Annotated in this window: 19 protein-coding genes; 12 read left to right on the top strand and 7 right to left on the bottom strand. The window is 65.1% G+C overall.

The features are described 5' to 3' along the window. Positions 1-19: 19 nt before the first annotated feature. From I2488_RS10690 to I2488_RS10675, 4 genes are all read left to right on the top strand, one after another. On the top strand, positions 20-397 hold the full coding sequence (locus I2488_RS10690) for a c-type cytochrome (protein ID WP_196275789.1): 378 nt from the start codon (positions 20-22) through the stop codon (positions 395-397). Positions 398-554: 157 nt separating this feature from the next. Next, on the top strand, positions 555-2,663 hold the full coding sequence (locus I2488_RS10685) for a bifunctional rhamnulose-1-phosphate aldolase/short-chain dehydrogenase (protein WP_196275788.1): 2,109 nt from the start codon (positions 555-557) through the stop codon (positions 2,661-2,663). A 22-nt stretch (positions 2,664-2,685) separates the two neighbouring features. Further along, the gene (rhaI, locus tag I2488_RS10680; protein ID WP_196275787.1) at positions 2,686-3,978 is read left to right on the top strand and encodes an L-rhamnose catabolism isomerase; all 1,293 of its coding nucleotides are present in this window, start codon (positions 2,686-2,688) and stop codon (positions 3,976-3,978) included. A 36-nt stretch (positions 3,979-4,014) separates the two neighbouring features. Continuing rightward, a complete protein-coding gene (locus tag I2488_RS10675; protein ID WP_196275786.1) occupies positions 4,015-7,416 on the top strand; it encodes a glycosyl hydrolase in 3,402 nt (1,133 codons plus the stop codon). On the opposite strand, the gene I2488_RS10670 is transcribed toward I2488_RS10675, so the two are convergent. Further along, positions 7,382-8,422, bottom strand: coding sequence for a LacI family DNA-binding transcriptional regulator (locus I2488_RS10670; RefSeq protein WP_196275785.1), 1,041 nt, complete (start codon positions 8,420-8,422; stop codon positions 7,382-7,384). The genes I2488_RS10675 and I2488_RS10670 overlap by 35 nt on opposite strands. A gap of 243 nt (positions 8,423-8,665) precedes the next feature. Here I2488_RS10670 and I2488_RS10665 point away from each other — a divergent pair, with 243 nt between their 5' ends. The 3 genes from I2488_RS10665 (at position 8,666) to I2488_RS10655 (ending at position 11,646) form a co-directional block, all read left to right on the top strand. Next, complete coding sequence (locus I2488_RS10665) at positions 8,666-10,201, top strand: carboxylesterase/lipase family protein (RefSeq protein WP_246465606.1); 1,536 nt, start codon at positions 8,666-8,668, stop codon at positions 10,199-10,201. Positions 10,202-10,353: 152 nt separating this feature from the next. Continuing rightward, positions 10,354-10,788: an RrF2 family transcriptional regulator gene (locus I2488_RS10660; protein WP_196275783.1), complete on the top strand. Its 435-nt coding sequence runs from the start codon at positions 10,354-10,356 to the stop codon at positions 10,786-10,788. A 51-nt stretch (positions 10,789-10,839) separates the two neighbouring features. After that, entirely contained in the window at positions 10,840-11,646 is an 807-nt protein-coding gene (locus I2488_RS10655; protein ID WP_196275782.1) for an outer membrane protein assembly factor BamD, read from the top strand. A gap of 28 nt (positions 11,647-11,674) precedes the next feature. On the opposite strand, the gene I2488_RS10650 is transcribed toward I2488_RS10655, so the two are convergent. The 3 genes from I2488_RS10650 to I2488_RS10640 all read right to left on the bottom strand — a co-directional run bounded on the left by I2488_RS10650 (position 11,675) and on the right by I2488_RS10640 (position 14,682). Then, positions 11,675-12,592, bottom strand: a complete 918-nt coding sequence (locus tag I2488_RS10650) for a DUF481 domain-containing protein (RefSeq protein ID WP_343071043.1) — start codon at positions 12,590-12,592, stop codon at positions 11,675-11,677. A 117-nt stretch (positions 12,593-12,709) separates the two neighbouring features. Then, complete coding sequence (locus I2488_RS10645; protein WP_196275780.1) at positions 12,710-13,774, bottom strand: glycosyltransferase family 4 protein; 1,065 nt, start codon at positions 13,772-13,774, stop codon at positions 12,710-12,712. Then, positions 13,771-14,682, bottom strand: coding sequence for a UDP-2,3-diacylglucosamine diphosphatase (locus tag I2488_RS10640; RefSeq protein ID WP_196275779.1), 912 nt, complete (start codon positions 14,680-14,682; stop codon positions 13,771-13,773). Before I2488_RS10640 ends, I2488_RS10645 begins: the two co-directional genes overlap by 4 nt. A gap of 146 nt (positions 14,683-14,828) precedes the next feature. Here I2488_RS10640 and recN point away from each other — a divergent pair, with 146 nt between their 5' ends. Genes recN through I2488_RS10620 form a run of 4 tightly spaced genes read left to right on the top strand, consistent with a single transcriptional unit; the run spans position 14,829 to position 19,751 of the window. Next, positions 14,829-16,493: a DNA repair protein RecN gene (gene recN / locus I2488_RS10635; protein ID WP_196275778.1), complete on the top strand. Its 1,665-nt coding sequence runs from the start codon at positions 14,829-14,831 to the stop codon at positions 16,491-16,493. Next, positions 16,490-17,182 (top strand): GNAT family N-acetyltransferase, encoded by a 693-nt coding sequence (locus I2488_RS10630; RefSeq protein WP_343071042.1) that lies wholly within the window; start codon positions 16,490-16,492, stop codon positions 17,180-17,182. Before recN ends, I2488_RS10630 begins: the two co-directional genes overlap by 4 nt. Continuing rightward, complete coding sequence (ligA, locus tag I2488_RS10625) at positions 17,182-19,248, top strand: NAD-dependent DNA ligase LigA (RefSeq protein WP_425492393.1); 2,067 nt, start codon at positions 17,182-17,184, stop codon at positions 19,246-19,248. Before I2488_RS10630 ends, ligA begins: the two co-directional genes overlap by 1 nt. Continuing rightward, on the top strand, positions 19,245-19,751 hold the full coding sequence (locus I2488_RS10620; protein ID WP_196275776.1) for a CinA family protein: 507 nt from the start codon (positions 19,245-19,247) through the stop codon (positions 19,749-19,751). Before ligA ends, I2488_RS10620 begins: the two co-directional genes overlap by 4 nt. On the opposite strand, the gene I2488_RS10615 is transcribed toward I2488_RS10620, so the two are convergent. From I2488_RS10615 to bla, 3 genes are all read right to left on the bottom strand, one after another. After that, the gene (locus I2488_RS10615) at positions 19,736-20,533 is read right to left on the bottom strand and encodes an enoyl-CoA hydratase/isomerase family protein (protein WP_196275775.1); all 798 of its coding nucleotides are present in this window, start codon (positions 20,531-20,533) and stop codon (positions 19,736-19,738) included. The two genes, I2488_RS10620 and I2488_RS10615, sit on opposite strands and share 16 nt — an antisense overlap. A gap of 65 nt (positions 20,534-20,598) precedes the next feature. Continuing rightward, complete coding sequence (locus I2488_RS10610; protein WP_196275774.1) at positions 20,599-21,555, bottom strand: 50S ribosomal protein L11 methyltransferase; 957 nt, start codon at positions 21,553-21,555, stop codon at positions 20,599-20,601. Next, complete coding sequence (gene bla / locus I2488_RS10605) at positions 21,552-22,412, bottom strand: subclass B3 metallo-beta-lactamase (RefSeq protein WP_196275773.1); 861 nt, start codon at positions 22,410-22,412, stop codon at positions 21,552-21,554. Before bla ends, I2488_RS10610 begins: the two co-directional genes overlap by 4 nt. Before the next feature lie 161 nt (positions 22,413-22,573). On the opposite strand from bla, the gene sdhC reads away from it, so the two are divergent. Next, positions 22,574-22,999 (top strand): succinate dehydrogenase, cytochrome b556 subunit, encoded by a 426-nt coding sequence (gene sdhC, locus I2488_RS10600; RefSeq protein ID WP_196275772.1) that lies wholly within the window; start codon positions 22,574-22,576, stop codon positions 22,997-22,999. Positions 23,000-23,003 lie beyond the last annotated feature (4 nt).

Genomic DNA, 23,003 nt, shown 5'->3' with positions numbered 1-23,003 from the left:
GTTCAAAGGACCCCGCTCGATGAAGCCTATCGCACTCCTTGGCGTAGCGTCGCTGGCACTTGCCGGCACCGCGATGGCGCAACAGGCCTCGGGGGATCCGGTGCGCGGCAAGACTGTCTACGCCCGATGCGCCGCTTGCCACGACCTCAATACAGGCGCCACCCGGCTTGGGCCATCGCTCAAGGGTGTGGTCGGGCGCACGTCCGGCACTATGCCCAACTTCAATTACTCTCAGGCTCTGAAGGACAAGGCCGTTGTCTGGAATGCCGAGACGCTGGATGCATTTCTGTCAGGGCCGTCGAAGTACGTTCCTGGCAACCGCATGGCATTCCCGCCGCTGGCCAACCCACAGGACCGGGCGGATCTGATTGCGTTCCTGGAACAGTCCGCCCGCTGATCCACAATCCGTAGCAGTTCGAGCCTCGCACTTTCGAGTGCGGGGCTTTTCCGTGCCTGGTGTCCAAATAATCATAAATGATCATTCTTGATCGTTTTTGCGCAGTCTGCTAGAGAATCGCCAACCGCGAAACTCGCGCAATTGCCGCAGGGATGCCATGAACGCACATACCCCGATTACCGCTGCCCTTCCGTTTGCCGTGCCTTCAAGTCGCTGGGACGAATCGGTTGCAGGTAAGCTCAGCCCCGCCGAACTGCTGCTCTACCGCTCGAACCTGCTCGGCGGTGACCTGACGGTGACGAACTTCGGCGGCGGCAACACTTCGGCCAAGCTCGAAGAGGTCGACCCGCTTACGGGCGAGAAGGTTGAAGTGCTTTGGGTCAAGGGATCGGGCGGCGACATCGGTTCGATGAAGCTCGATGGCTTTGCCACGCTCTACCAGGCGAAGCTGCTCGGCCTCGAGGCGCACTATGCGGGCCCGGACGACGACGACAAGATGGTCGGCTTCCTGCCGCACTGCACGTTCAACCTGAATGGCCGCGCTGCCTCGATCGACACGCCGCTGCACTCGCTGCTGCCCTTCGCGCATGTCGATCACGTGCATCCCGATGCGATCATCGCACTGGCCGCGTCTTCGGGCGGCGAGGCGGCAACGCAGGAGATCTGGGGCGGCAAGATCGGCTGGCTGCCGTGGAAGCGGCCCGGCTACACGCTCGGGGTAATGCTGCGTGATTACGTGAAGGCCAATCCGCAGGTCGAGGGCGTCATGCTCGCAGGCCACGGGATCATATGCTGGGCCGACAGCGCCAAAGCCTGTTACGAGCACACGGTGCAGTTGATTGCCGATGCTGCGAATTATCTGAATGCCAAGCTTGGCAGCGCACCTGCTTTTGGCGGCCAGAAGGTTGCTCCCAATCCGGATCGCGCTGCCATTGCCGCCGATCTGATGCCCCGCCTGCGCGGCTTCATGACCGGTGCGCGCCAGAAGCTCGGCCATTTCTCGGACGACGCCGAGGCGCTGGAGTTCACCGGCTCGGTCGATTTCGAACGTCTCGCGGCGCTGGGCACTTCATGTCCTGACCATTTCCTGCGCACCAAGATCGCTCCGCTGACGCTCGATCCGGCGCGCCTGCAGGACGACGCCTATCTGGCGCAGAAGATTGCCGATTACCGCGAGATGTATGCGGCCTATTATGAACGCTGCAAGCGGCCCAACTCGCCTGCCATGCGAGATTCCAACCCGGTCGTCGTGCTGGTGCCGGGCGTCGGTCGCATCACCTTCGCCACCGACAAGACCACGGCGCGTCTCGCCGGTGAATTTTACGGCAATGCGATCAACGTGATGCGCGGGGCCGAGGCGATCGGCGACTACATCGCGCTCGACGAGCAGGAAGCCTTCGACATCGAATACTGGCTGCTCGAGGAAGCCAAGCTGCAGCGCATGCCTGCGCCCAAGCCGCTGGTCGGCAAGATTGCATTGGTTACCGGCGGGGCAGGCGGCATCGGCGCTGCGTCCGCTGCCCGACTGCTCCGCGAGGGGGCCTGCGTGGTTCTGGCTGACCGCGCGGCTGACGCCGTGGAAGAGGTGCGGGCGGGCTTTGCCAAGCAGTTCGGCAAGGACGTCGTGCGCGCTGCCGTTTGCGATGTCACTGACGAGGCACAGGTGCAGGCTGCTATCGATGTGGCGGCGCGTGAATTCGGCGGGTTGGACATCCTGGTGGCCAATGCCGGCATCGCTTCGTCCGCGCCGATCGAGGAGACCACGATTGAGCTGTGGAACCGCAACTATGACGTTCTGGCGCAGGGCTACTTCCTCACCGCACGCGCTGCCTGGCCGCTGATGAAGCGGATGAAGGAGCAAGGTGGCTCGTCGGTCGTGTTCATCGGTTCGAAGAACGGCGTTGCCGCGGCGACCAATGCCAGCGCCTATGCCTCGGCCAAGGCGGCTGCCAACCATCTCGCCCGCTGCCTTGCGCTTGAAGGCGCCCCGCACGGCATCCGCGTCAACACCGTCAATCCCGATGCGGTGATCAAGGGCAGCAAGATCTGGGACGGCGACTGGCGCAAGGAACGCGCCGGGGCCCACGGCATCGACAGTGGCAAGGAACTGGAAGAGCACTACCGCCAGCGTTCCATGCTCAAGCGCGACGTCCTGCCCGAGGACATTGCCGAAGCTGTCTATTTCCTCGGCTCGGACATGAGCGCAAAGTCCACCGGCAACATGATCAACGTCGACGCGGGCAACGCGCAAGCCTTCACGCGCTAAGTCTCCGGGAGAGGATAAAGACATGACCGAACTGCCGATCTCGCTCGACCTGATCGCCGAACGCAATGCCGTTCACGCCGAGGCGCTCGAGGAAGATTACGCCGCGCTTGGGCGCAAGCTTTCGCGCACCGGGATCGATATCGATGCGATCAAGGAACGCGTCGCCGGGTTCTCCGTCGCCGTGCCTTCGTGGGGGGCGGGTCGTGGTGGTACGCGCTTTGCCAAGTTCCCGATTGCGGGCGAGCCGACCAACATCCACGAGAAGCTTGAGGACTGCGCGGTCATCCAGCAGCTCTCGCGCGTCACGCCCCGCGTCTCGCCCCACTTCCCGTGGGACAAGGTCAACGACTACAAGGCCCTGCGCGAGGAAGCCGCCGCCCTCGGCCTGGGTTGGGATGCGGTGAACTCCAACACCTTCCAGGACCAGGTCGGTCAGGCGCACACTTACGCCAACGGCTCGCTCGCCGCACAGGATGCCGCGACGCGTCAGCAGGCGGTGGACCACAACATCGAATGCATCGAGATCGGCCGCCAGCTTGGATCGACCGATCTGACGGTGTGGGTCGGCGATGGCACCAACTTCCCCGGCCAGCAGGATCTTGGCCGCAGCCTTGACCGCTATCTCGAAGCCGCTTCGAAGATATACGCCGCACTGCCGGACGACTGGCGGATGCTGCTCGAACACAAGATGTTCGAGCCTGCCTTCTACTCGACCGTGATCAGCGACTGGGGCTCCTCGATCCTCGCCGCGCAGGAACTCGGCCCCAAGGCCAAGTGCCTCGTCGACTTGGGCCACCATGCGCCCAACGTGAACATCGAACAGATCGTCGCGCGCCTGCATCGCTTCGGGAAGCTCGGCGGCTTCCACTTCAACGACAGCAAGTACGGTGACGATGACCTCGACAGCGGCTCGATCAATCCGCACCAGCTCTTCCTGGTGTTCAACGAACTGGTCGAGGCCGAACTCAATCCGAGGGACGGCTTCAACCCGAGCTACATGATCGATCAGTCGCACAACGTGACCGATCCGATCGAATCCATGCTGTCGAGCGCCGAGACGATCACCCAGTGCTTCGCCAAGGCGCAGCTTGTGGACCGCGAGGCGCTGCACGCGGCGCAGGAGGCCAACGACACCATGATGGCCTTCCAGGCCCTGCGCCGCGCCTACAATGTCGATGTCGCCCCGATCCTGGCCAAGGCGCGGGTGGAAGCGGGCGGCGCCATCGATGTGCTCGAAGCCTACCGTCTCAGCCAGTACCGCAGCCGCAAGGCGCAGGAACGCAAGGCTGTCGGGCTGGGCGCTGGCATCGTCTGATTTTCAATTACAAGAAGCATTTCCGGAGAGAGCAGCATGACCATTCGCCGGGGCCTTTCGGCCGCAACGATCCTCGCCTGCAGCACGCTGCTGTCTCCGGTTGCCCTTGCAGAAGGTCCGGCAACCCAGCAGGCCGCGACCACTGCAGACACGCTCGCCCAACAGTTCCAGGACCCGCCGATGGAAGCGCGCCCGCGCGTGTGGTGGCACTGGATGAACGGCAACGTGACCAAGGACGGGATCGCCAAGGATCTCGCCTGGATGAAGCGCGTCGGTATCGGCGGCATGCAGAACTTCGATGCCGGACTCGATACGCCACAAGTGGTGGACAAGCGCCTCGTCTACATGACACCGGAATGGAAGGACGCCTTTCGATTTGCCGCCAGCGAGGCTGACCGTTTGGGCCTCGAACTTGCGATCGCCGCATCGCCGGGCTGGTCGGAAACCGGCGGGCCGTGGGTGAAGGCCGAAGATGGTCTGAAGAAGGTCGTCTGGGCCGAAACCCGCGTGAAGGGTGGCAAGAAGTTCACTGGCAAGCTACCGATGCCGCCTGTAACCACCGGACCGTTCCTCGACATGCCGGATTCCGATCCGCTGGTGAAGATCACGGGCGAAAAGGGGTTCAAGGCGCCAGAGCACTACAGCGACATCGCGGTCCTGGCAGTCCCTGATATCGTGGCGGCTGATCTTGTTCCTGCCTACGGTTCGGCCGGAAAGCCGCTCGATGCGGCGGCTCTTGCCGATGCCAGCCTGACCACTGGCGTGACGCTGCCGCGCGGTCCGGCCGAGGCTCCGACGACATTGGTGGCAAGCTATGCCAAGCCGCAGACCATCCGTTCTGCCACCATCGCGATCCCCGGTGCCAAGAGCATGTTCGCGGGGCCGACGCTCGAAATCCGTCTCGAAGCCAGCGACGATGGCAGTGCTTGGCGACCAGTCGCTGACGTGCCTGTTACCGGCGCACCTTCGACCGTGAGTTTCGAGCCCGTGACGGCGCGGCACTTCCGCCTCGTTCTGGCGCCTCTTCCGTTCAACGGGTCGAACATGGGCGATCCTGCGCCTGGCGTGATCGTGAGCGGTTTCGTCGAGATGATCGCTGCCGGGGCGAAAGCGCCGATCGACATCATGCAGTTCAGGCTCTCTTCCGAGGCGGCCATCGACCAGTTCGAAGCCAAGGCAGGCTTCGCGGTCGTGCGAGATTACTACGCCCTTGGCACTCCCGATGCGACTGCTGCCGGCGTTGATCCTGCAAAGGTCATCGACCTGACCGGCAAGCTGCGTCCGGACGGGTCGCTTGACTGGACTCCGCCCAAGGGCACGTGGCGCGTAATCCGCCTCGGCTCGAGCCTGCTCGGCACTACCAATCACCCGGCACCGCCCGAGGCTACCGGTCTCGAGGTCGACAAGTTCGATGGCGCGGCCGTCCGCCGCTATCTCGAACACTACATCGGCACCTACAAGGATGCGGCCGGTAAGGAGCTTGTCGGCCAGCGCGGTGTGCGCGCGCTCCTGACCGATTCCATCGAAGTCGGCGCGGCCAACTGGACGCCACGCATGGTCGAACAGTTCAAGCGCCTGCGCGGCTATGATCCGTTGCCTTATCTGCCGACGCTGGCAGGCGTGCTGGTTGGCACGCGTGAGCAGTCGGACAAATTCCTCCGCGATTATCGCCAGACTCTCGCCGATCTGATGGCTTCCGAGCACTATGGCACCGTCGCTCAGGTGGCCCACGAAAATGGCCTCAAGGTCTATGGCGAGGCGCTGGAAGACAACCGACCTTCGCTCTGTGACGATATGGCGATGCGCAGTCACGCGGACGTGCCCATGGCGGCGTTGTGGACCTTCAGTCGTAGGGCCGGGCCAAATCCCAGCTATCTCGTGGACATGAAGGGCGCGGCTTCGGTCGCGCACATCTATGGTCAGAACCTCGTCGCGGCGGAATCGATGACATCGGCACTGGCTCCGTGGGCCTACGCGCCCAACGAGCTTCGCCGCATCATCGATCTCGAGTTTGCCAGCGGCGTGAATCGCCCCGTCGTCCATACTTCGGTCCACCAGCCGGTCGACGACAAGGTTCCGGGCCTTTCGCTGGCCATCTTTGGCCAGTTCTTCAACCGGCACGAGGCTTGGGCGGACCTGGCCCGACCGTGGGTCGACTACATGGCGCGCTCATCGCTGCTGCTCCAGGCTGGACGAAACGTTGCCGATGTTGCCTACTTCTACGGCGAGGAAGGCCCGCTCACTGCGCTCTACGGCCGCAATCGCATCGCCGATGCGCCCAAGGCGCACGCCTATGACTTCATCAACCGCGATGCGCTGTTCGAGGCGGTGAAGGTCGAAGGAAATGAAGTGGTCGCCAAGGGCGGGGCACGCTACCGTGCCATCCAGCTGGGCGGCTCCTCGCGCAGGATGACGGTAGCAACGTTGCAGCGCCTTGCCTCGCTGGTCGAAGCCGGCGCCACGGTGATCGGTCAGGCGCCGGAAAGCTCGCCGGCGTTGGCAGACAACAGTGCCGAATCTGCTGCTTTGGTAGCGAAGCTGTGGAGCGGCCAGCCGGTCACGAAGATTGGCGCGGGGCAGGTCATCGCGTCATCCGATGTCGATGCGGCGCTGGAGGTGGCGGGCGTCGCCCCGGACTTCCGCATGACCGGTGCAAGCGCCGATGCGGAAGTGCTGTTCGTGCATCGCCAGCTTGCCGATGGCGATGTCTGGTTCCTCAACAACCGCAAGCCTGCCGCAGAGCAAGTCGAGGCGCGCTTCCGCGTTACCGGCAAGCAGCCGGAACTGTGGCACGCCGATACGGGAGCCACCGAAGCGGTATCCTATCGCATCGAGAATGGCGAAACCGTGGTGCCGATGACGCTGGACGCCGAAAGCTCGGTCTTCGTCGTGTTCCGCAAGCCTGCCCCGGCAGCTTCTCTGATGCTGAAGAAGGTCGTCCCCACCGTTGCCGCCACGCTCGACAAACCTTGGCAGGTCACGTTCCAGGCCGGGCGCGGTGCGCCTGCGTCTATCACCTTGCCCAAGCTGACCTCGCTGACCGAACAGGCGGACCCCGGCGTGAAGTACTTCTCGGGGATGGCAACCTATACCACCAGCTTCACCCTGCCCAAGGGCGCCAAGCCCGGCGCGCCGCTCTGGCTGAACCTGGGTGATGTCGGCGAGATTGCCGAAGTCTCGGTCAACGGCAAGCATGCCGGTTATGCCTGGCACAAGCCCTACCGCGTCGATCTGTCAGGTGTGGTCACGAAGGGGACCAACACGCTGGAAGTGAAGGTTGCCAACCTCTGGGTCAACCGGCTGGTCGGCGATGCGCAGCCCGATGCCAAGAAGGTGACCTGGACCTCGTTCCCGACCTATCGTGCCGACGCGCCGCTACGGCCTGCCGGCCTGATCGGGCCGGTCACGCTTGAGGCGGCGGGGCCGTCGAATCCCTGACGACGAGGTGGAAGTCGAGCCGGTGCAGTGCGCTTTCCGGCTCGTCCCGTCTCAGCAGCAGCGATGCGGCGGCGTGGCCCATTTCCTCGATCGGCTGATAGACCGTGGTCAGATAGGGCCACACTGACCGCGCGATCCAGCTGTCGTCGAACCCGCATACCGAGATGTCGTCGGGCACCTTGAGCCCGGCCTTCGAACATGCGGCCATGACGCCGGCCGCGCTGTCGTCGTTGCCCGCGAATATCGCGGTCGGACGCAGGCCGCTGGCGAGCAGGGAATCGCCGGCACGGATGCCACCCTCGAAACTGAACCCGGCATCGATTTCGATGACCGGATGCTCAAGGCCAAGGCGCTTCAGTTCCTCGATGAAACCGTCGCGCCGACGCGCGGCGGCCATGTGTGCCGTCGGGCCGCGCATGATCGCATAGCGACGGTGACCGAGGTCCCACAGATGCCGGGCCATGGCTGCGGCGGCAGCGGCGTCGTCGATCACGATTCCCGAGCCGCGCGATTTCTCGAGGGCAGGGGCGATCCGCACGTAGCGGATGCCGCTCTGGTCGAGGAAGTCGAGCAACAACAGGTTGTCCGAAAGCGGCGGCGTCAGGACAAAACCGTCGCAGCGGCTGTTGCGCACAAGGGCCTCGAGCTGTGCGGAAAACTCGTCGTCGGGGACGGACGAATCCACGTTGTCGATGCGCAAGTGGTACTGGTGCGCGCGAACGGCATCGTAGACGCCCTTCTGGACCTTCATCGTGTAGTTGGGACTCGGGTTGTCGAGCAAGAGGCCGATGATGAACGTGCGCGACCCGGCAAGCGACCGGGCGGCGGCATCGGGAACGTACTTGAGCTCGGCAATGGCGGCTTCGACTTTCGCCCTGAGCGTTGCCGAAACGTGTGGTTCGCCGTTGATGACGCGCGATACGCTCTTGAGTGACACGCCCGAGTGGCGTGCCACGTCATCCATGGTAGCCCGCACCGGGCCGGTCGAAGAGGTTGCGAGGTTCATGTCCGCTCAGCCGTGGCGCCGGCAACAGGTCGTTCCCGGTTCTGTTTGGTGGCCTTACTTAGTCGGCCCGATCCTTCGCCACAAGGACCGCGGCTGCGAGGTCTTCGATTTGTCGCGATATCCTTGACAACGCTGACATTCCTCTGCGACCAGTTGGGGCACATCGCGGCCAACCGACAGGTTGCAGCCGCGGGGAGAAGAGGCCGGACTGATCGCCGGCTCAGGGAACTGGAAGGATCAAGGATGCGTGCGACTGCAATGCTTGCGTTGGGGACGGCTCTGATGATGGCGATGCCGACCGCGGCCCAAGCGGCGAAGGCCAAGGCGGGGCCGGCTCCTGCCGGGGAAGTTGTGGTCGAAACCGCCTCGGGCAAGGTCCGTGGCGTGGATGGCGGCAAGGGCGTCAGCGCTTTCCTCGGCATCCCCTACGCCGCACCGCCAGTTGGCGAAAATCGCTGGCGGGCACCGCAGCCAACCGCAGCATGGACCGGCGTGCGCGATGCGACGAACTATGGTGCAGACTGCCTCCAGGCACCGTTCCCGCCAGATGCGGCACCAATCCGCACGACCCCGTCGGAAGACTGCCTTTTCGTCAACGTGTGGAAGCCCTCCACCGCCAAGGCGGGCGCGAAGCTTCCGGTGATGGTCTGGGTGCATGGCGGCGGCTTCGTCAATGGTGGTTCCTCGCCGGCGGTCTATTCCGGTGAGAACTTCGCCCGTGACGGCGTCGTCCTCATCAGCCTCAACTACCGGCTCGGCCGTTTCGGCTTCTTCGCGCATCCTGCACTTGCCGCCGAGGGCTACGGAGGCAACTTCGGCTATCTCGATCAGATCGCGGCCCTGAAATGGGTTCAGGCCAATGCAGCAAGCTTCGGCGGTGATCCGGCCAATGTCACCGTGTTCGGCGAAAGCGCCGGCGGCATGTCGATGCACATGCTTCTGCAGGCACCGGAGGCGCGGGGGCTTTTCAGCAAGGTGATCATCGAGAGCGGCGCCGGTCGGGACCGCTCCTTGCCGACGCCCACGGTCGCCGTCGCGGCCAAGGCAGGGGAACTCTTCGCGCCCGGCCTGGACGCCGCCTCGCTCCGCGCCCTCCCGGCGGAGAAGGTCACCGGCGATCTTTCGATGATGACCATGTCGCAGCCCACTTATTCCGGGCCGATGCTCGACGGGCGGACGATTTTTGGCAGCCCGGTGGAGGCTATCGCCGGAGGGCTTTATGCCAAGGTGCCGGTCATGGTCGGATCCAATTCGGCGGACGGGCTGCCCTTCGGCACCGACAAGGACAAGATCTGGGCCAGCTACGGATCAAAGGCCGACGAAGCGCGCAAGCTCTACGATCCGACCGGGCAGGGCGCACCCTTGCAGGTTGCGGTGATGACCAGCGCTGACCGGACCTTCATCGAACCGGCCCGCGCCGTTGCGCGCGGTCTGGCGCAGCGCGGCCAATCGGCGTGGCTCTACCGATTTGGCTATGCCCATCCCACCTTCCGCGACGCAATGGGCGGCGCACCCCATGCCAGCGAAATCCCCTACGTGTTCGATACGCTCGCGGCACGAACGCAGTGGAAGGTGGTTCCGGGAGAGCAGGCGGTCGCCAGTGCCACCCACAAGCGCTGGATCGAGTTTGCGGTTACCGGTGCGCCGGGCACCGATTGGCCTGCCGCTACAGCCGACGACTCCAAGGTCATGCTCATAGCCGAAAAGGGCACCGACCATGTCGAAGATCCATATCGCGCGCGCCTTGATTTCGTGGAAAGCCTTGCAGGCGCAAAATAGAGTCTGACGGGTCGCAACCGCAGGCAGCAACAGACGCCACGCGCCCGGTCTCCTCAGGAGGCCGGGCGCGATTGCTGTCCGGGCAGGGCAGTGTCATCCCGAAATTCTACCCGGCGCGTTGACATTCGCCCGCGAGTGTTCATCTGTGCCGAATGCTTTCGCAAAAGACGCGATATACCATCCGGGCGCTGCAACATCTTTCCGACACGTTCGGGCAAGGCCCTGTGCGCCTCGATGCGATCGCCGAGGCGCAGAACATCCCGCGCAAGTTCCTCACCGTGATCCTGTCCGAGATGGCGCGGGAAGGAATCGTCATTTCCCATCGCGGGCGTGAGGGGGGCTACGAGCTCGCCTTGCCGCCGGTGGACATCCGTTACGGCGATATTATCCGCCTGACGCGGGGCAGTCTGGCGCTCGTGCCTTGCGCGGCCCGCAATGCCCATGAAACCTGCAACAACTGCCTGCCCGAAGCCGAGTGCCGGCTGCGCGGCCTGATGCTCCAGCTGCGCGACGAAACCGCCGCCATTCTTGACCGGATCACCCTTGCCGATCCGATCGCGCTGGAGCCTCCCTTCACCGAAGCGTAAAAGACCGCAACTTCACTTGGCGTTCAGGAACCGGCTGGCTATAGGGTCGGCATGACCGTCCTCGACATGCGCCGTCCGCTGCGCTTCGCCGTCCTTGCTGCTGCCACTGTCGCCATGGGCGTGACTGCAGGCTGTGCTGGCGGAGGAAACAAGAAGAAGGACGTCGCCTACGTCGCTCGCGACGTCGACACGCTCTACACCGCCGCGAAGGATCGTCTCGATCGCGGCGATTCGAAGCAGGCTGCCGCGCTGTTCGACGAGGTCGAGCGCCAGCACCCCTATTCGCCGTGGGCCCGTCGCGCCCAGCTGATGAGCGCTTTCAGCTACTACGTCGCGCGCGATTACTCGAAGTCGGTCCAGTCGGCCCAGCGCTTCCTGTCGATACACCCCGGCAACAAGGACGCGCCCTACGCCTACTACCTCGTCGCGCTGTGCTATTACGAACAGATCTCCGACGTCACGCGCGACCAGAAGATCACCCAGCAGGCGCTGACGGCGATGAACGAGCTGGTTCGCCGTTATCCCAACACCGACTACGCGGCGGATGCGCGCCTGAAGATCGACCTGATCAACGATCACCTTGCCGGCAAGGAGATGGAGATCGGTCGCATGTACCAGCGCAGCGGCAAGTGGCTGGCGGGCACGCTTCGCTTCCGCACCGTGGTCGACAAGTTCCAGAGCACCAGCCACACGCCCGAAGCGCTCTATCGCCTGGTCGAAAGCTACCTTTCGCTCGGCCTGCCGCAGGAAGCGCAGAAGGCTGCTGCGGTTCTCGGCACCAACTATCCCGGCAGCAAATGGTACGAGCGCTCGTACGAGCTGATGAACAAGTACGCGCCGGGCACCAAGGCCGTCTGAGCTTCGCTCAGAACCCCCTGATCTTCATTCAGAACCCATAGACCAGCGTCAGCCGGCTTGTCGTATCCGTGCCAAGCCGCCCGAGTTCCGGGGCGGTTTCGTGCTGGATCATGTACGAAAGCCGCGCCTTCAGCTTTCCGATGAGGCGGGAATCCAGCGCAGCTAACGTGTAGAACGTGCTGCCTTGCGCATCGACATAGGCGCTCGCGTCTTGGCTGTATTCCAGTGACGGCGAGAGCTTGAACTTGGCCTCGATCGAGGCGAGTCCCGCGACAACCGATTCCCGTTCCGCACCCACCGGATTGGTCACGCGCCACGCAGGCCCGGCCTTGACGCTGAGCTTGGCTCCCTCATCCTTCAGCACGCTGTACCCGAGGCCGCCGGATATGCTGTAGCGCGAGGCAAATCCCTGAAAGCGGTCCTTCTCGAACTGGCCCAGCCCGTAAATGTAGCCGCGATCATCGAACTTGTAGTTCGGCTCGGCAGAGAACCGGTATTGCTCTCGCGTAACGACATCGGCCGTTTCCTGATAATCGGCGCGGGCGGACGTGGCGACGCGCCAGTTCTGCCCTTCGGCCAGAAGCTTGAAACCACCGACCAGGCCGATGCCGGGAGCGTTCCCGGTGTTGGCAAAAGCGCCTGCCTCGCCTTCGCCGGTCAGCCTCGTGCCGCCCGCTTCAGCCGCTGTCGGTGCCGTGTCGCGGCGCGCAGGTGCAGCGGGGGCGGCGTCTGCCCTGGCGATTGCGGTAGCCGCGCGCATGACCTTCCATTGCGCCACGATCTGTTCGATCGCGTCGGCCGCGCCGGGATAGGCCCGCTTTGCCGTCCGGATGACCACCTCGGCCTCGGCCGCATTTCCGGATTCAAGCGCGGAACCAACCATCTCCCGCACGCCCGCGGGCAGCTCTTCGCCGGGCGCGGGCTTGCTGGATTGTGCTTCAATCACAACAGGTTGAACTTGCAGGTCGGCTAGCATGCGGCAACGGGCTCCATGGCCCGGCGCTTAGCATGGCGCGTCCGGAGCTTTCCACCGCTTATGTGCCGCCTTTGGCTAAGGCCGCAATCAGGCGATCTCCAGCCGCGCCTCGGATTGCACCGCCTCGCGCACGGCATCGAGGAACTGGTCGGTGGCCCGGTCCCAGTTGTGCCGTGCCCCCTGTACCGCCGCGCCCACGCGGTCGCATCGCAGCGCCTTGGCAATGGCCAAGGCGAGATCGTCCTCCAGCGCGCCGATCGTCATGGGAAGATCATTGTCGGGCCCGCGGCCGCCAAAGCCAATGATGTCCAGCGGTCCGGGCACCGGGTAGGCTGCAACCGGTACGCCGCAGGCCAGCGCTTCGATAACGACAAGGCCGAAAGTGTCGGTCTTGCTCGGGAATACGAAGACATCCGCAGAGGCATAGGCCCGCGCCAGCTCAACGCCATGGCGAGCGCCGAGGAATACCGCATCGGGGAACCGGTCTTTCAGTCGCGTCAGCGCTGGACCGTCGCCGACGATGACCTTGGTTCCGGGCACGTCGGCATGCAGAAATGCCTCGATGTTCTTCTCGATCGCCACTCGCCCCACGTTCAGCATGATCGGGCGGGGCAGGTCTGCCAGTTCGGGCAGGGGATCATGATGCGGGTGGAACACCTCGCGGTCGATTCCGCGCGTCCACAGCCGCGTGTGGTTCAGGCCATGGCTGGCCAGTTCGTGCGCCAGTGTCGGCGTCGATACCAGCACCGCGCGACTTGCCCCGTGGAACCGTCGCATGACCGGCCAGAACCGCTCCGGCTTGAGACCCGTTCGCACCGCGGCATATTCAGGGAAGCGCGTGTGGAAGGCGCTTGTGAACGGCACGCCATTGGCCTTGCACCAGCTCCGCGCGCTCCAGCCGATCGGTCCCTCGGTGGCGATGTGCACGACATCCGGGGCGAAATCGCTGAGGGTTCGGCGCGTTCCGAAGCGCGGCAGCATCGCCAGCCGGATCTCGCTGTAGCCCGGCAGCGGCATGGTCAGAAACTGGCTCGGGGTGACCAGTTCGACCTCGTGGCCGCGCGCGACCAGCCGCTCCACCGTCGCTGCCAGCGTGCGGACCACGCCGTTCACTTGGGGGTGCCAGGCGTCGGTGCAGATCGCGATTCTCATGCCGGTTCTTCCTCGAGTTGCGGGATCGGCTTCAGAGCGGCCTTTACGGCTGCGGCCCGCCGCGTCTCGTCGGCCCAGTCGATGATCGCCATGCTCCCATCGAATTCCTCGGCCAGCGCGGTGCAGCTCTCCACCCAGTCGCCATCATTGTAGTAAGTCACGTCGCCGATCTGGCGGATCTCGGCGCAGTGGATGTGCCCGCAGACCACACCATCCACGCCCATGTCCCGCGCGGCGTGGGCCACGGCCTCCTCGAAGTCGCAGACGAACTGGACTGCGTTCTTGACCTTCTTCTTGAGGTAGGCCGAAAGTGACCAGTACGGCAGCTTGAACTGGCGGCGGGCCAAGTTGAACAGCACGTTCGCTCGCAGCAACAGCGAGTAGGCCTTGTCGCCGAGGAAGGCGAGCCAGCGGGCATAGAGCACCACGCCATCGAACCCGTCACCGTGCGTCACCAGCAGGCGCCGCCCGTCGGCAGTCTTGTGGATCGCCTCCAACGCCAGTTCCACGCCGCCGAAGCTCATCCCGGCATAGGGGCGCAGCATCTCGTCATGGTTGCCCGCGATCAGGATCACCCGCGTCCCGCGATGCGCCATCTTGAGGATGCGGCGGATGACCTCGTTGTGCGCATCCGGCCAGTACCAGCCCTTGCACAGTCGCCAGCCATCGACAATGTCGCCGACCAGGTAGAGCGTCTCGCACTCGATTGCCGCGAGGAAGTCGAGCAGCATCGCCGCATTGCAGCCCCGCGTGCCGAGGTGCACGTCGGAAATCCACACCGTGCGCAAACGGCGCTTGGGGCGAAAGCCGCGCGGTTCCGGCAAATCAAGCCAGGCAGGGGCCGAAGACAGCAGATCGGCGGCAGACTTGAACGGCGTCTTGCCGGCGAGCTTGGCGTGGGGTGCCATGAGCGAACCTTTCTCCATCTGGAGCCACCAATGGCGGATTCGCATTGCGTGCGTGTGGCACCGTGTCACCCGAATGAAACAAGTCGAGAACGAAACGCACTTCCCTGCGTGGACGAGCGCGGCGCAACCGGCTAGAGAATCGCGCGATGCTCACCAGCCTGTCGATCCGCAATGTCGTGCTCATCGAGGCGCTCGATCTCAGCTTTGCCAGCGGCCTAGGCGTGCTGACGGGCGAGACCGGCGCGGGCAAGTCGATCCTGCTCGATGCGCTGGGCCTCATTCTCGGCGATCGGGCCGACAGCGGCCTTGTCCGTTCGGGCGAAGATCAGGCCAGCGTTACCGCCACGTTCGAGTTCGATCGCTTTCCGCCTGCGATCCGCTCCGCGCTCAACGAAGCGGAAGTCGATGTAGAGCCGGGCGAGGCGCTGATCATCAAGCGCCGGGTGAGGGCCGATGGCGGCTCCAAGGCCTTCGTCAACGACCAGCCGGTCGGCGTCGCCTTGCTTCGCGAACTGGCTCGCAGCCTGGTCGAACTTCACGGCCAGCACGATGATCGCGGCCTTGTGAATGCGCGTGGTCATCGCGCACTCCTGGACCGTTATGCCGGGGCCGATGTGGCGGGCGTAGAAGCCGCATGGTCGAAGTGGCGCAAGGCCGAAGATGCACTCGATGCCGCCCGCGCTGCCGTCTCGCGCGCGGCCGAGGAGCAGGACCTGCTGCTCGCCCACCTCGCCGAACTCAACGCCCTTGCCCCGGTGCTGGGCGAGGAAGAGGAACTCGCCGGCCAGCGCGCCGACATGCAGAAGGGGGAGCGGCTGTCGGGCGATCTCGTCGAACTGCAGCGCCTGTGGGAAGGCTCGGACTCCGCGCTCGCCACCTTGCGCAGCGCCGCCCGCCGCCTTGATCGCATCGCGGCCGAGCACCCGCTTCTGGCCGAGGCGCTGGAGGCGCTTGACCGCGCCGTGATCGAAGCGAGCGAGGCCGAGGACAAGCTCGCCCGCGCCGCCGAGGCACTGGCCCACGATCCGGCGCTGCTCGACCGGATCGAGACCCGCCTGTTCGACTTGCGCGCCGCTGCCCGCAAGCACGGCTGCACGGTAGACGACCTTCCGCACAAGATGACCGAGATGCGCACCGCGCTCGACGCCATCGAAGGTGGCGAGGCGCAGATCGCCGGGCTTGAGCGGACCGCCCGCGAAGCCGCGCTCGATTATCAGGCCAAGGCCGAAGCGCTCTCGGTCCAGCGTGCAGAGGCGGCCCGCCGGCTGGACAAGGCGGTCGCTGCCGAACTCGCGCCACTCAAGCTCGATGCCGCAAAGTTCCACACCGCCGTCCTGCGCCTGCCCGAGGATCGCTGGGGCGCTGGCGGCATTGACGCCGTCGAGTTCCTGATCTCGACCAACCCCGGCGCCGATTTCGCCCCGCTGGGCAAGATCGCTTCGGGCGGCGAACTTTCGCGCTTCATCCTCGCGCTCAAGGTTGCCCTTGCGGAAGAGGGCGGGGCAGCGACGATCATCTTCGACGAGATCGACCGTGGCGTCGGCGGGGCCGTAGCCAGTGCCATCGGCGATCGCCTCTCGCGCCTTGCCAGCGGGGGGCAACTGCTGGCCGTCACCCACAGCCCGCAAGTCGCCGCGCGCGGTGATCGGCACTACATGATCGCCAAGTCCTCGGAAGGGACAGTCACGCGCACTTCGGTCGCGCTTCTCGATGCAGCGGCGCGCAAGGAAGAGATTGCGCGGATGCTCTCGGGCGCCGAAGTCACCGCCGAGGCGCGCGCCCAGGCCGACCGGTTGCTGGAAAAGGCGTGAGCAGGCTCGATACCATGCTGAATTTCGCCGTACTCGATCGCCCCGTCTGGCATTCGCTGGGCGGACCACAGCAGGCGCTGGATCTTGGCGGAGGTCATGTTCGCAGGCTCGACCCTGCCTATGGCCCCTTCGCCGCAGCAGTTGCGGGCGCAGAAGCTGACCTTTCGCAGCACCTTCACGGCGGTGAAATCTGGCTTGTCGAACCCGAAGCCGTGCCTGCGCCCAAGGGCCTTCAGGTCCTGCGCACCGCGCCGTTGCTCCAGATGATCGCCGATGGTCCGATCGCACCATTCGAGGATGCGGAGATCGTGCCATTGGGTGAAGCCGACGCGGCGGAGATGGCCGAACTGGCAATCGCCACCGAGCCCGGCCCATGGGCGTCTGAAACATGGCGCTATGGCCAGTTCTACGGCATCCGCATCGATGGCCGCCTTGCCGCCATGGCGGGCGAACGCATGCGTCCGGCGCCGCACCTGGCCGAAGTCAGCGGCGTCTGCACCTGGCCGGAATTCCGGGGCAGGGGCCTTGCCGCGCGCCTGATCCGCAAGGTCATGGCCGGCATGGCCGCGCGCGGGGAAGTGCCCTACCTGCACAGCTACGCCACCAACGCCTCGGCGATCCGCCTCTACGAAAGCCTCGGCTTCCGCGCCCGCCGCGCCATGGTCGCCACGCTGCTTGGACCTGAATGATGATCGAGATGACCGAAGCCGATGCCGCCAACGAGCTGATGCGCCTCGCGCGCCAGATTGCGAAGCACAACCGGCTCTATCACGCCGAGGACGCGCCTGAGATTTCGGATGCCGAATACGATGCGCTGGTTCGCCGCAACGCCGAACTCGAAGCCGCCTTTCCGCACCTGATCCGGCCTGACAGCCCGAGCGCCCAAGTCGGGCATGAAGTGGCAGCGTCGCCATTGGGCAAGGTTGCCCACGAGGTTCGCATGATGAGCCTCGACAACGCCTTCACCGACGAGGAGGTCGAGGAGTTCGTCGCCCGCGTCCGCCGTTTCCTCGCGCTGCCCGAAGGCGCGGAAGTGGTAATGACGGCAGAGGACAAGATCGACGGCCTGTCCTGCTCGCTGCGCTACGAGAACGGCAAGCTGGTTCGCGCCGCCACGCGTGGTGATGGGCAAGTGGGCGAGGACGTGACGGCCAACGTCGCCCATATTGCCGACATTCCGCAGGAATTGAAGGGCGCAGGCCTGTTCGACGTGCCCGCCGTCTTCGAAATCCGTGGCGAGGTCTATATGGCCAAGGCCGATTTCCTCGCGCTCAACGAGCGTCAGGCCGAGGCAGGCGACAAGGTCTTCGCCAACCCGCGCAATGCCGCCGCCGGATCGCTGCGCCAGAAGGACGCCAGCGTCACAGCCGCCCGTCCCTTGCGCTTTCTCGCCCATGGCTGGGGCGCGGCCAGCGAGGTGCCCGCCGCGACCCAGTTCGAGATGATGCGCAAGATTGCGGATTGGGGCGTGCCGGTCTCGCCATTGCTTGTCCGCTGCTCGTCGGCCGCCGAGATGGTCGCGCACTATCGCTCCATCGGCGCGCAGCGGGCCGATCTGCCCTATGATATCGACGGTGTGGTCTACAAGGTCGACCGCCTCGACTGGCAGGAGCGCCTCGGCTTCGTCGCCAAGGCCCCGCGCTGGGGCATCGCCCACAAGTTCCCGGCCGAGAAGGCCGAAACCACGCTCGAAGCCATCGACATCCAGGTCGGCCGCACCGGCAAGCTGACACCTGTCGGGCGGTTGAAGCCGGTGCTGGTCGGCGGCGTCACCGTCACCAATGTCACGCTCCACAATCGCGACGAGATCGGTCGCCTTGGCCTTCGCGTCGGTGACCGCATCGTCCTCCAGCGCGCGGGCGACGTCATCCCGCAGGTTGTCGAGAACCTGACGAGGGAGGAACCGCGCGAACTTTACCACTTTCCCGATCATTGCCCCGAATGCGAGTCCGAGGCCGTGGCGGAGGAAGGCGAGGTCGACGTGCGCTGCACCGGCGGCCTGATCTGTCCGGCTCAGCGCGTCGAACGCCTCAAGCATTTCGTCAGCCGGGCGGCACTCGACATCGAGGGGCTGGGCGAGAAGACCATCATCGAGTTCTTCCAACTCGGCTGGCTCGAAAGCCCCGCCGACATCTTCCGTCTGCGCAAGCGCCGCAGCGACATCGTCGGGCGCGAAGGCTGGAAGGACAAGTCTGTGGACAACCTGTTGGCAGCGATCGAGGCCAAGCGCCAGCCGGACGCGGCGCGCCTGCTGTTCGGGCTTGGCATACGCCACGTCGGCGCAGTGACCGCGCGTGATCTGTTGAAGCGTTTCGTCACGCTGCCTGCCTTGCGCGAGGCGGCAATCGCGGAGCGGGAAGGGGGCGATGCTACTGCCGATCTCCTCTCCATCGAAGGCGTCGGCCCTGTGGTGGTCGAGGCGCTCGGTGACTTCTTCCACGAACCGCACAACATCGCCGTGTGGGATGACCTGCTCTCCGAAGTCTCCCCGCCACCCTATGTCGTCGAGACCAAGGACAGCGCGGTGGCTGGCAAGACCATCGTTTTCACCGGCAAGCTCGAAACCATGAGCCGCGACGAGGCCAAGGCCCAAGCCGAAGCCCTCGGCGCGCGCGCGGCAGGCTCGGTCTCCGCCAAGACCGACCTCGTCGTGGCGGGGCCGGGCGCAGGCTCCAAGCTCAAGCAGGCCGCCGCGCTAGGTATCGATGTGATTGATGAGGCCGCCTGGGCCGAGATCGTGCGGAATGCCGGATGATGCTTGAACAACTCGCCGCCATCGCTGCCGAAGCGGGCGCCCTGCTCAAGGCGAGCAAACAGACCATCGCCGTCGTCGATGGCTCCACCGGAGGCCTGATCAGCGCAAGCCTGCTCGCCATGCCCGGCGCTTCGGCGTTCTACCTTGGCGGCGGGGTGATCTACACGCTCAAAGGGCGACGGATCGTCCTGGGCCATGCGCCCGGTTCCTTGCGTGGCTATACATCGGCGCAAGAGGACTATGCGCTGGCGCAAGCCCGCCTGATCCGCGAGCGTTACGGCTCCGATTGGGGCATAGCCGAAACTGGCGCTTCCGGCGGCAGTTCGCACCCCTTGGGTGTCGCTTCCGGCACCAGCGCGATCGGCGTCGTCGGGCCTGGCGGGGTCGACGCCTCGGTGCGAGTGACCACCGAGAGCGACGACCGCCTTGCCAACATGCAGGCATTCACCCGCGCCGCACTGGAACTCCTGCGCGATACGCTGGCCGCTCACTCCGGCAGGTAATTCGGCTTCCGCTTCTCCAGAAACGCCTGCATCCCCTCGCGGAAGTTCGGACTGGCAGAGGTCATCAGCTGGTTTCGGTTCTCGATGGCCATCGCCGCCTCAAGGCTCGGTGCATCGATGGCGAGGTTGAGGCCCTCCTTGGTCATCCTGAGGCCCATTGGCGAGGCAGCGAGAAGGTCATCGACGTACGTCTGGCCTGTGGCTTCCAGTTTGTCGTCGGGCACCACTTCAGAGACGAGGCCGGTCGCCAGTGCGCGCGACGCATGGATGAAGCGGCCGGTCAGCATCAGCTCGCTCGCCACCGAAGTGCCGACAAGGCGCGGCAGGAAGTAGCTGCAGCCCATGTCGCAGGCGGACAGGCCGAGCTTGATGTAGGCGGCGTTCATCTTCGCGCTTGTCCCGGCAATGCGGATGTCCGAAGCCAGCACGAACGAGAAACCACCTCCGCAGGCTGCGCCATGGACGAGGCTGACGATCGGCTGGGGGCAGCGCCGCATCTTGATATAGACGTCCGCCAGATAGCCCTGAAAGCTGAAGCCGCCCGCGAACGGTATCTCCTCGCGGTTCTCTGCGCGCTCCTTGATGTCGAGCCCGGCGCAGAAAGCCTTGCCCGCGCCGCGCAGCACGACCACGCGCGTGTCACGGTCATGGAACAGCTCGCCGAAATAGTCCGAAAGCTCGCGCACCATCTGCAGCGAAATGGCGTTGAGAACCTCCGGCCGGTTGAGCGTTACCCAGTCGGCCGCGCCGCGCTTTTCGATGGTGAAGGTTTCGTAGGTCATCGCGCATCTCCCGCCTTAACCGGATGATTAAGCGTCGATGCGCGTCGCGCAAGCCTGTTCGCGCCTCACCAGCGCTTAGACCACTCCGGCAGAGCGCCAACGCGGCTCGAGCGAACACCGCCCGCCGCGCGTCGCCGCAGCCACAGGATCGACCAGTCGCCACGCACCATGCGCGCCGCGAGCCGCAAGCCCGCCTTGCGATAGGCCGCGCGCACCGCAGCCTCCTGCGTCTCGAGCAGTCCCGCCAGCAACACGCTGCCGCCCGGCACCACGGCGCGGGCGAATTCGGGAGCAAGCTCCACCAGCGGCCCGGCCAGAATGTTGGCGATCAGCAGATCATAAGGTCCGGCGGCTTCAAGAAGTGGATGATCCATGCCCGCCGCGATGACCATCGCCATGCGTCCGGCGCCGTCGCCCAGCGGAATGCCGTTGTTGGCTGCGTTCTCTGCGACGACCGGCCCGCACACCGCATCGATGTCGCTGGCGATGGCGCGCGCCCTCGGCCACAAGTGCAGCCCGGCAAAGCCGAGCAGTCCGGTGCCGGTGCCGATGTCTGCCAGATTTCGAACGGTCACGCCCTGTTGCTTCATGTGGCTGAGCATGGCGAGGCAACCCGCGGTCGTAGCATGTTGGCCGGTGCCGAACGCCTGGCTTGCCGGAATGACGAAGTCCCGAACGCCGCGCTCGTTCAGCGGTGGATACTCGGGCGTGTGGACATGAAACACGCCTTCGCGGATCGGTTCGACGCCCTGCTGGCTCAGCGTCACCCAGTCAGTCTCGGGCAGCTTCTCGATGTTCAGCTTGGGCGGCGTGCCCTCGAACAGGTCGGCGATAGCGTCCTGGTCGGCCTTGGTCGGCTTCCGGTCGAGCCATGCTTCGAGTTGCCAGTCCTCGGGCTTGTCCTCGGCGATCTCGCTTCCCGCGATCACGATGTCGTGGTCCCAGTCCCACGCATCCTCGTGCGCGATCAGCGCGGCCTGGACGACATCGCGCGGGGCGAAGACGGTTACTTTCCAGCTCACTTGGCAATGGCCCTTTCCAGACGATCCTTCGCGCCAGCCACCAGCGCCTTGCAGGCCTTCCGATCTTCCAGCGGTTGCGCGCCGCTCATGCGTTCGAACATGGCGCTTGAAGAAGGATGCGGCGTCAGCAGAATGCCGCACTCCAGCGCCTCGACTTGCGCGAAGGTCTTGCGGAACATCGCCACGCGCTCTGGGTGATCGGCAAAGCGATAGGTGCCGAGCGGCAGCGCGGTCAGGCTGTCGACGTAGGTGATCGTGCGGCAGTCACTTCCTTCGCACGATTTCCAGTGCCAGCTCGTCGAGCCCTCGGTGTGTCCCGGCGTAGCGAACGCCGTGATCTTCAGCGGCCCGACGCTGAACACGTCACCGGTCTTGAGGATGAAGTCCACCCGCGCCGGGCGCGAGCCATGAATCTCCTGCGCCTGCGGGTCAGCCGGGCTGACCTTGCCGCTGCGAATGACCTTGGCGGCCTCGGCCGTCGCGACGAAGCGCGCCCCCGTTGCCTTCTCCAACGCAGCCAGCCCGCCGACATGGTCGAAATGCTCGTGGCTGGAGACGATCAGGCCGATGTCCTTGGGGTTGAAGCCCAGCTTGCGAATGTTGGCGAGCACCTGAGGCGCGGCATCCTCCATCCCGGCATCGACCAGGATGTGTCCCTGCGGACCGGTGATCAGCAGGACCGTCACTCCACAAGTGCCGACATACCACACATTGCCGAAGACTCGCGCGGGCGGAGCCGGGTCGGAGAAGCCGTCCTTGCCTTCGCATGACCGCGCGAGCGCAACGGCATCGGACCGGGCGGGCGGGGCGGGTGGCGTCGCTGCGGTTGCGGCAAGCAGGGCAAGAGTGAGGCTCATGAGGTGCGTCTAGGCACCGTCCTGCGACAGCGCAACCGGCTGTCCTTTTTTACATCCCGCATACGCTTGCGCAGGCGGTCTTTTCGACTAATAGGACTCGCAATCCGTCGCGGGGGGCTGTCCTTTCCGCGATCCTTGTACCTAGTCGAGGGGGTATGTTCATGGCGCAGGCGCGCAAGGCACGGCCGATTTCTCCGCATCTCCAGATCTGGCGCTGGGGCCCGGCCATGCTGGTTTCGATCCTGCACCGCATCACCGGCAACGGCCTTGCGTTTGCGGGCCTTGGTCTCCTGCTGTGGTGGATCGGTGCGCTGGCGAGCGGGGCTTCGGCCTACCAGACCTTCCTCGATTACGTGTGGCTCGGCACCGGCGGCGGCCTGCAGACGGTCACGGCGATTCTCGGCAAGGTCGTGCTTGTCGGCCTGACCTGGGCCTTCTTCCAGCACGCGGCATCGGGCATCCGCCACCTGATTCTCGATATCGGCGCCGGCTACGAGCTGGAGACCAACGCCCGCTGGTCGAGCCTGACGATCGTCATTTCGGTCCTTCTGACCGTCGCATTCTGGGCCTTCGTGCTGCTGCGCTGAGCGC

This window comes from Novosphingobium jiangmenense (genome assembly GCF_015694345.1).
Classification (GTDB): Bacteria; Pseudomonadota; Alphaproteobacteria; order Sphingomonadales; family Sphingomonadaceae; genus Novosphingobium; species Novosphingobium jiangmenense.
Note: the sequence above shows the minus strand (reverse complement) of the source record. Positions and strands in the feature narration are given on the sequence as shown.

What these genes read in the sequence shown, in the direction of transcription:
- I2488_RS10620 (WP_196275776.1), top strand. Translation starts at nt 19,245, where the DNA reads ATGATGCTTGAACAACTCGCCGCCATCGCTGCCGAAGCGGGCGCCCTG.
- I2488_RS10655 (WP_196275782.1), top strand. Translation starts at nt 10,840, where the DNA reads ATGACCGTCCTCGACATGCGCCGTCCGCTGCGCTTCGCCGTCCTTGCT.
- I2488_RS10645 (WP_196275780.1), bottom strand. Translation starts at nt 13,774, where the DNA reads ATGAGAATCGCGATCTGCACCGACGCCTGGCACCCCCAAGTGAACGGC.
- I2488_RS10660 (WP_196275783.1), top strand. Translation starts at nt 10,354, where the DNA reads ATGCTTTCGCAAAAGACGCGATATACCATCCGGGCGCTGCAACATCTT.
- I2488_RS10665 (WP_246465606.1), top strand. Translation starts at nt 8,666, where the DNA reads ATGCGTGCGACTGCAATGCTTGCGTTGGGGACGGCTCTGATGATGGCG.
- bla (WP_196275773.1), bottom strand. Translation starts at nt 22,412, where the DNA reads ATGAGCCTCACTCTTGCCCTGCTTGCCGCAACCGCAGCGACGCCACCC.
- I2488_RS10675 (WP_196275786.1), top strand. Translation starts at nt 4,015, where the DNA reads ATGACCATTCGCCGGGGCCTTTCGGCCGCAACGATCCTCGCCTGCAGC.
- I2488_RS10640 (WP_196275779.1), bottom strand. Translation starts at nt 14,682, where the DNA reads ATGGCACCCCACGCCAAGCTCGCCGGCAAGACGCCGTTCAAGTCTGCC.
- I2488_RS10670 (WP_196275785.1), bottom strand. Translation starts at nt 8,422, where the DNA reads ATGAACCTCGCAACCTCTTCGACCGGCCCGGTGCGGGCTACCATGGAT.
- I2488_RS10690 (WP_196275789.1), top strand. Translation starts at nt 20, where the DNA reads ATGAAGCCTATCGCACTCCTTGGCGTAGCGTCGCTGGCACTTGCCGGC.
- ligA (WP_425492393.1), top strand. Translation starts at nt 17,182, where the DNA reads ATGATCGAGATGACCGAAGCCGATGCCGCCAACGAGCTGATGCGCCTC.
- recN (WP_196275778.1), top strand. Translation starts at nt 14,829, where the DNA reads ATGCTCACCAGCCTGTCGATCCGCAATGTCGTGCTCATCGAGGCGCTC.
- I2488_RS10615 (WP_196275775.1), bottom strand. Translation starts at nt 20,533, where the DNA reads ATGACCTACGAAACCTTCACCATCGAAAAGCGCGGCGCGGCCGACTGG.
- I2488_RS10685 (WP_196275788.1), top strand. Translation starts at nt 555, where the DNA reads ATGAACGCACATACCCCGATTACCGCTGCCCTTCCGTTTGCCGTGCCT.
- sdhC (WP_196275772.1), top strand. Translation starts at nt 22,574, where the DNA reads ATGGCGCAGGCGCGCAAGGCACGGCCGATTTCTCCGCATCTCCAGATC.
- rhaI (WP_196275787.1), top strand. Translation starts at nt 2,686, where the DNA reads ATGACCGAACTGCCGATCTCGCTCGACCTGATCGCCGAACGCAATGCC.